At 67.2% G+C, this 6,483-nt stretch carries 6 protein-coding genes; 1 reads left to right on the forward strand and 5 read right to left on the reverse strand.

The genetic code is table 11. From position 1 onward, the window contains the following. Nucleotides 1–126: 126 nt before the first annotated feature. Nucleotides 127–1,065 carry a TIM44-like domain-containing protein gene (locus ACO41U_RS09560; RefSeq protein ID WP_485943497.1) on the forward strand — a complete coding sequence of 313 codons (939 nt, stop codon included), beginning with the start codon at nt 127–129 and terminating at the stop codon, nt 1,063–1,065. An 18-nt stretch (nt 1,066–1,083) separates the two neighbouring features. Here ACO41U_RS09560 and ACO41U_RS09565 read toward each other — a convergent pair whose 3' ends face one another. The 5 genes from ACO41U_RS09565 to ACO41U_RS09585 all read right to left on the reverse strand — a co-directional run. After that, entirely contained in the window at nt 1,084–2,289 is a 1,206-nt protein-coding gene (locus ACO41U_RS09565; protein ID WP_485943505.1) for an HD domain-containing protein, read from the reverse strand. A 30-nt stretch (nt 2,290–2,319) separates the two neighbouring features. After that, nucleotides 2,320–3,141: a TlyA family RNA methyltransferase gene (locus tag ACO41U_RS09570; protein ID WP_485943499.1), complete on the reverse strand. Its 822-nt coding sequence runs from the start codon at nt 3,139–3,141 to the stop codon at nt 2,320–2,322. Between the two features lie 37 nt (nt 3,142–3,178). Further along, nucleotides 3,179–5,038, reverse strand: a complete 1,860-nt coding sequence (gene dxs, locus ACO41U_RS09575; protein WP_485943501.1) for a 1-deoxy-D-xylulose-5-phosphate synthase — start codon at nt 5,036–5,038, stop codon at nt 3,179–3,181. 165 nt (nt 5,039–5,203) lie between these two features. Beyond that, a complete protein-coding gene (locus ACO41U_RS09580) occupies nt 5,204–6,016 on the reverse strand; it encodes a TIGR02757 family protein (RefSeq protein WP_485943507.1) in 813 nt (270 codons plus the stop codon). An 84-nt stretch (nt 6,017–6,100) separates the two neighbouring features. Further along, nucleotides 6,101–6,483: desulfoferrodoxin (locus ACO41U_RS09585; protein ID WP_485943503.1), on the reverse strand; the 383-nt coding region annotated here is incomplete at its 5' end.

A 6,483-nucleotide genomic window follows, 5' to 3' on the forward strand; every position in this document is an offset into this window, starting at 1 on the left:
CCTGTGGAGAGGAAGGCTCTGACCAGGAACGCAAGTTTTTGGTGAAACCGGCCTCAGTGAAACAGGAAGTCAGCACTAAAGATACCTATGAGTATATTTAGACAAGTCTGGCGGAACGGAGGAACCATGAAGGACGTTTTTAAAAAGGCGTTGCCGTATCTTGCGCTGTCCCTGCTGCTGGCCTGTCTGGCCATCGTTCTGCCCCTGAACGTCGGGGAGGGCTCCGACTTCGGCAACTTCGCGGGGGAGAGCGACTACGGCGGAAGCTCGAGCGGCGGATGGAGCGGCGGTGACAGCAGCTGGGGAGGCGGCGACGGTGGGTTCGTGGACCTGGGTTGGGCCGGCGGCTCCATCGACTCGGGTGGGGTCATCGCGGTGCTGGTGTTCCTGTTCTTCGTCGTCAAGTTCTTCGGGGACAGAGGGATCTTCGACAGGAATCGTCGCGCGGGGCGGACGGACGCGCCTGAAGTAATCGTTCTCTCCAGGCCCCTCCTGCCCATGAGCGATTACCTGAGGCTGGACCCGGACTTCAGCGCGGCAGGGGTCCAGGAGCACATGGCCAACCTCTACGTGCAGATGCAGGACTGCTGGCACAACAAAAACATCGAGCCCGTGCGGCCGTGGCTGACGGATGCGTTCTACAATCAAATGGAGGGCCTGCTGGCCCCGATACGCAAGAAGCGCGAGACGGACTACATCGAGCGCATCGCCGTGCTGGAGACGAACCTGAAGGGGTACTACCAAGCGGGCGGCATGGACTTCCTCGTGGCCGCCATTCGGACCCGCATCACGGTGTACACGCTGGACGACCGGACGGGGCGGGTCGTCTCCGGCAGCAAGGACCGGGAGAAGTTCATGGAGTACGAGTGGGAGCTCACGCGAAGGAGCGGAGAGAAAACGGACCGGGCCAAGGGCGGCGTGAAGGCGGTCTACTGCCCCCACTGCGGCGCGCCCCTCGACGTCAACGCGTCGGCCCGCTGCTCCTACTGCGGCGGCACGGTGACGGCCTCCAGCAAAAACTGGGCCGTGTGCCGCATCAAGGGGATATCTCAGCGAACCGTGTGACCCCGCCGCCTCCAGGCCCTACCGGAAGTACTCGAAGAGGTACCCCAACTGCAGGCCGGCGACCTTCGCGTTCCGGAAGCGCCGGTAGAGGGCGCGCTTGCCGTCCTCCAGCTCCGTGGGGCGGATGCCGGTGCGGATGGAGGCCGACGCCTCGATGTAGGCGGCCAGCTTGTCGCACACCCCGACGAGTTGGCCGTCCATCGGGTTGCAGTCGTCGCGGTTCAACTCGGCAGGGATGTCGCCTGCGTGCCGCTGGATGGGGTCGATCTGTCCGCTCTGCCACGTCTTGTTGGTGAACTCCTCCTCCGTGTACCAGCGCAGCTCGTCGTGCCACCCGTCCGGGAGCAGGGGCAGGATGCGCTCGTTCATCGCCTCGTGCTCGTAGCGGCGGATCATCTTGTCCAGCCCCTCGACGGAGGCCTTGACGGGAGAGATGATGTCGCGCGTCAGGACCTCCGGCAGGTCGTGGAACAGGCCGCAGAAGAAGTTGTTGTAGAGCCGCCGGGGACACGCGCCGATCTCCTGCGACAAAAGCCACGAAACGACGGCCACGAACAGGAGGTGCTCCAGGACGGAGGTCTGGGGCACGCGGTCGGTCTGTGCCCAGCGCTTCTGAAAGGTCAGTTGCCCCACCATGGAGATGAACCCCCACAGGGGGGAGCCGTCCCGCGCGTCCAGCATGGCCCGCGCGGAGGGCAGGTCGATGGCGGCGACGTTGGCCTCCACCTCGCGCCGCGTCCGCTCGATGCCGTACATGTCCGCGCTCCAGTGAAGGATGAACGCGAACTCCCAGCTCGTGGCCATGTAGTGCGCCGCGCCCAGGATGCGCCGTTCGAGCGTCCGCTCTCCCGCGTGGCGGTGGTAGTCCCGGAAGGCCCGGTCCATGTCGGGCGAGAAGGCCGCCAGGTCCGGCGCGAGGCGCTCCGCGACCCACGCGTCGAGCTCCGCCTTCGTTTCCGGGTCCTGGATCAGCTTGTGGAACACCGGCGGACGGATGTCCGTCACCACGACGCGGTAGAGGAACTCGAAGATCCCGCCCCGAATCAGCGCCCCCCAGTCCACGCGCTCCCCGCGGTCCTCCTCGCACTTGCCCAGGACCCACGCCGTGACCATCTTGTGCGCCTGCTTGCCCAGCTCTGTGAACACGGCGGGGTGCGGGTGGTCGTTCCAGCGTTTCATGCTGGCCGCCGAGAAGATGCGCTCAAGGAACGTCCGCGTTATCACGTTCAATCACACTCCGGTCGAAGGGTAAAATCAAAGGCTCCGTTTTCCGTCCAGCGCCGTGTGGGCCGCACGGACCAGCGCCTCCGGGTCGAGGTCGGGCAGGAAGCCGCGATCCTCGCGGGTCAGCCGGCAGAGGAACTCCATGTTCCCCTCCGGCCCCAGGATGGGGGACCAGGTGAGGTCCGACACGAAGAGGTCCGTTTCCGCCTCGGCGAAGCCCGTCACCTCGCGCAGGATGGCCGCGTGCACCGCCGGGTCCCGCACCACGCCGTGGGCGCCCAGCCGTTCGCGCCCCGCCTCGAACTGCGGCTTGATGAGCACGACCGCCTCTCCGGTCGGGGAGAGGAGGGCGTCGACGGCCGGCAGGATCAGCCTCAGGGAGATGAAGGAGGCGTCGCAGACCGCGAGGTCGATCACCTCCGGAAAGTCCGCCGCCGTCAGATTGCGGGCGTTCGTGCGGTCCATGACGGCGACGCGCGGATCGGAGGCGAGGCGCCACAGGAGCTGCCCGTAGCCGACGTCCACGGCGAAGACCCTCCGGGCCCCATGGGCCAGCAGCACGTCCGTGAAGCCGCCGGTCGATGCGCCCAGGTCCGCGCAGGCGCGCCCCTCCGCCGAGAGGCCGGGAAAGGCCTCAAAGGCCCGCAGGAGCTTGTGAGCGCCCCGGCTGGCCCAGCGCGTGCCCTCGTCCACCTCGATGGGAACGTCCGGAGAGATGGCCGTCCCCGCCTTCGTGACGGGACGCCCCTCGACGCGCACCCGCCCCGCCATGATCAGGGCCTGCGCCCTGTTCCTCGTTTCCGCCAGCCCGCGGTCCACCATGAGCCGGTCCAACCTCTCCCTGACCTTCATGGTTCAGCTTGCCATGGGAAACGTGCCGCGGGACGGGTCAAACGGCCTGGGAGAGGCCCAGACAGGGCCGGCAGACCTCGACGACGTTCTCAGGCGTCATGCCGTAGAGCGCCCGTTGTTCCTCCGGCGTCGCGTGGGGGACGCAGACGTCCGGCACGCCGAAGCGCCGCAGCAGGGTGGGGGAGCCCGTTTCCGCGATGCGGGCGGCGATGGCCTCCCCGACGCCTGCCTCCATGTAGTTCTCCTCCGCGACGGCCACCAGGGGAAAGCGGCGCAGGACGTCGTCCAGCGTTTCCACGTCCAGGGGTTTGAGCCGGCGCAGGTCGTAGACGGCGGGGAGGGGCAGCCCGGCGGCGTCCGCGGCCTCGCGCGCCGCAAGCATCGTGTGCACCGTCACCCCGTGCCCAATGAGGGCCCACTCCGTGCCGTCCCGGAGCTGGAACGCGCGCAGCGGCTCCGTGCCGGCGAAGAGGTCGTTGCGGGCGGGCAGCGAGCCGCGGGGGTAGCGGATCAGGGTGGGGCCCTCGCGCCGCGCCGCGCAGGCCATCATCTGCCGCAGAGAGGGCTCGTCGGAGGGCGCGTAGACCTCCAGGTTGGGGATGGGGCGGGACCAGGGGACGTCCAGCAGCCCCTGATGGGTGTCCCCGTCCGAGCCCACCAGCCCCGCGCGGTCCACCATCAGGACGACGGGCAGGTTCTGCAGGGCGACGTCGTGCATCAGCTGGTCCATCGCGCGCTGCAGAAACGTGGAGTAGATGAAGACCCACGGCCTCATCCCTCCCGCCGCCAGGCCTGCGGCCATGGTCAGCATGTGGCTCTCGGCGATGCCCACGTCGAAGAACCGCTCCGGGAAGCGCGTCCGAAAGCGCTCCAGCTTGACGCCGGTGGACATGGCGGCGGTGAAGCAGACGACGCGCGGATCCGCCTCTGCCATCTCCTCCGTTGCCTCGGACGCCGCCTCGCTCCAACTGCGCCGCTTGGGTCCCTTGGCGCTGGAGCGGGGGGACATCTGGTGGTACTTCGTGGGGTCCGCCTCCGCCTCTGGCATCCCCCTTCCCTTCACGGTGTTGAAGTGCAGCAGCACGGGGCGGTCGTAGCGCTTCGCCAGCTCGAAGACCACCTGACAGGCCTCGACGTCGTGGCCGTCGAAGGGCCCCCAGTAGTTGATGTCCAGGTCGTCGAACATGTTGTTCGGCTTCACGAGGCTCTTGATCTGGTCGTGGATGCCCTCCAGGCTCCGCTGCAGGACGCCGCCCGCGGGCAGCACGCGGCAGGCGTCCTTGATGGCGGACTTGATCTTGTTGTAGGACGTGCTGGCGGAGAGGTGCGCCAGCATCGTGGAGAAGCCCCCCACGCAGTTGCTGATGGAGTGCTTGTTGTCGTTCAGGACGATGATGACCTTCGTCTTCGTTTCCTGCACGTAGTTCAGGGCTTCGAGCGCCAGCCCGTTGATGAGGGAGGCGTCCCCGATGAAGGCAACGACGTGCCGGTCCTCGCCCAGCAGGTCGCGGGCCTTGGCGTAGCCCAGCGCGGCGGAGATGGAGGTGCTGCTGTGCCCCGTGTTGAAGTGGTCGCAGGGGCTCTCGGAGCGTCGGGGAAAGCCGGAGAGCCCACCCTTCAGGCGCAGCGTGCCGAAGCGGCCCGCCCGGTCGGTGAGGAGCTTGTAGGGGTAGGACTGGTGCCCGACGTCGAAGATGATGCGGTCCTGGACGGGGTTGAAGCAGCGAAGCATGGCGATGGTCAGCTCCACCACTCCCAGCGAGGAGCCGATGTGCCCGCCGTTTTCGCTGACGGTCCTGATGATCTCCTGCCGCACCTCGCTGGCCAGGGCGGGAAGGTCCTTTGGCGCGATCTTCAAAAGGTCCTCGTGCTTGAACTCAGGCGATAAAAAGGTCATGGGAGGCCTCCGGAATCTGTATTTTTTTGCCCGCTGAGCCGCTCGACGGGGCGGGGCAAAAGATTTTTTCGACTTTTCATTATACAGGAGGCGGCGCGGATTGCTATCGTCCAAAACAGCCAACCGCGCGGGGCTCCGCAGCGATCTTTTGGCCCCGGTGACGCTTCAGCGGGGCGCCTCGGCCGTCAGGTCCTCCTCGCTCATCCCGCTGCGGATGCCGAAGCGCGTCAGGACGAAGTCGTAGCGCGTGGGGTCGCTGGGGCAGATCCGCCGAAAGGCGTCCGTGATCTCAAGGGCGGAGCGCAGGTCCGCCTGCTTCCGAGCGGTCAGGCCGAGCCTCGCGGCGATGGCGTGGATGTGGGTGTCCACCGGCATGATGAGGTCCTCCGGGCCGAGGACCGTCCAGCCGCCGGGGTCCACGCCGTCGCGCCGAACCATCCACTTCAAAAAGAGGAAGAGGCGCTTGCAGGCGCTGCCGTCCCTGGGGGCCGCGATCAGGGGAAAACCCCCTCGATCCGCCGGCCACAGGGCGTCCGCAAAGCGGTCCAGCGCCGGCAGGAGGTTCCGCTTCCCGTCCTCTGCCAGGCAGGCGCGGAGGAGGCCCTCGAGGCTGCCGTGCTCCCGCAGGGCCAGCGCCGCGCGGGAGAGGAGTGCCGCCACGTCCTCCGACGTGGTGAACCGGTGCTTGAATCCGGTGAGGGCCTCCGGGAGACGCTCGGAGCCTTCCAGGAGGAAACGTCGGGGGCGGGGTCCCAGCGCGTCCAGGACGCGGCGGACGCTCCGCAGTATCTGTGCCACGCGGCCGTAGGCCAGCGACGACGCCACGAGGGCCACGACCTCCCGGTCGGGCAGGTCGTAGGGCTCCAGGAACTCAAGGGGGTCCGGGCTGATGAGCTCGCGTCGGCTGTAGGCGAAGTAGAGCCCCTCCAGGAACGCCCTGAGCCTCCGGTCCCGCCCCTCCGTATCGGACGTTGCGATCGCCTCCCTGAAATTTAAGGAAGGGGAACGGCGCCGGCCGTCCCCCTTACGTAATTTGCTGTTTGAATGAGCCGTCTGAAGCGCTTAGATCTGCGCCTTCCAGAGCCCGTGCTTGTTGCAGTACTCGCGCGCTGCGGCGCCCGGCTCCGCGCTGTCGAAGGCGGCCTCCGGCTTCTCGCCCGGCTTCAGGAAGCAGCGGCAGATGCGCTTGCCGTTGATGATCTCGATCCACTCGATGTAGTGGTCTGCCTCCATGGGATGGACCGCGCTGCCCACCTTGATGTTCTGACCTTCACGGACGGGCACGTGCTTTTCCTGGGCCGCGTCCGTGGAGTTCTCCGCCATGACCTTCATGGGCTCCCCGCAGCACGACAGCGTGCCGCCGCCCACGTGAAGCACCTCCACCATGTTGCCGCACTTCGCGCACTTGCAGACGTTCAGCAGTTCCATGACATATTCCCCCCATC

Source organism: Fretibacterium sp. (genome assembly GCF_057312375.1).

Bases quoted from the DNA above. Each gene is read 5' to 3' on its own strand.
- ACO41U_RS09560 (WP_485943497.1), top strand. From the start codon at position 127: ATGAAGGACGTTTTTAAAAAGGCGTTGCCGTATCTTGCGCTGTCCCTG.
- ACO41U_RS09570 (WP_485943499.1), bottom strand. From the start codon at position 3,141: ATGAAGGTCAGGGAGAGGTTGGACCGGCTCATGGTGGACCGCGGGCTG.
- dxs (WP_485943501.1), bottom strand. From the start codon at position 5,038: ATGACCTTTTTATCGCCTGAGTTCAAGCACGAGGACCTTTTGAAGATC.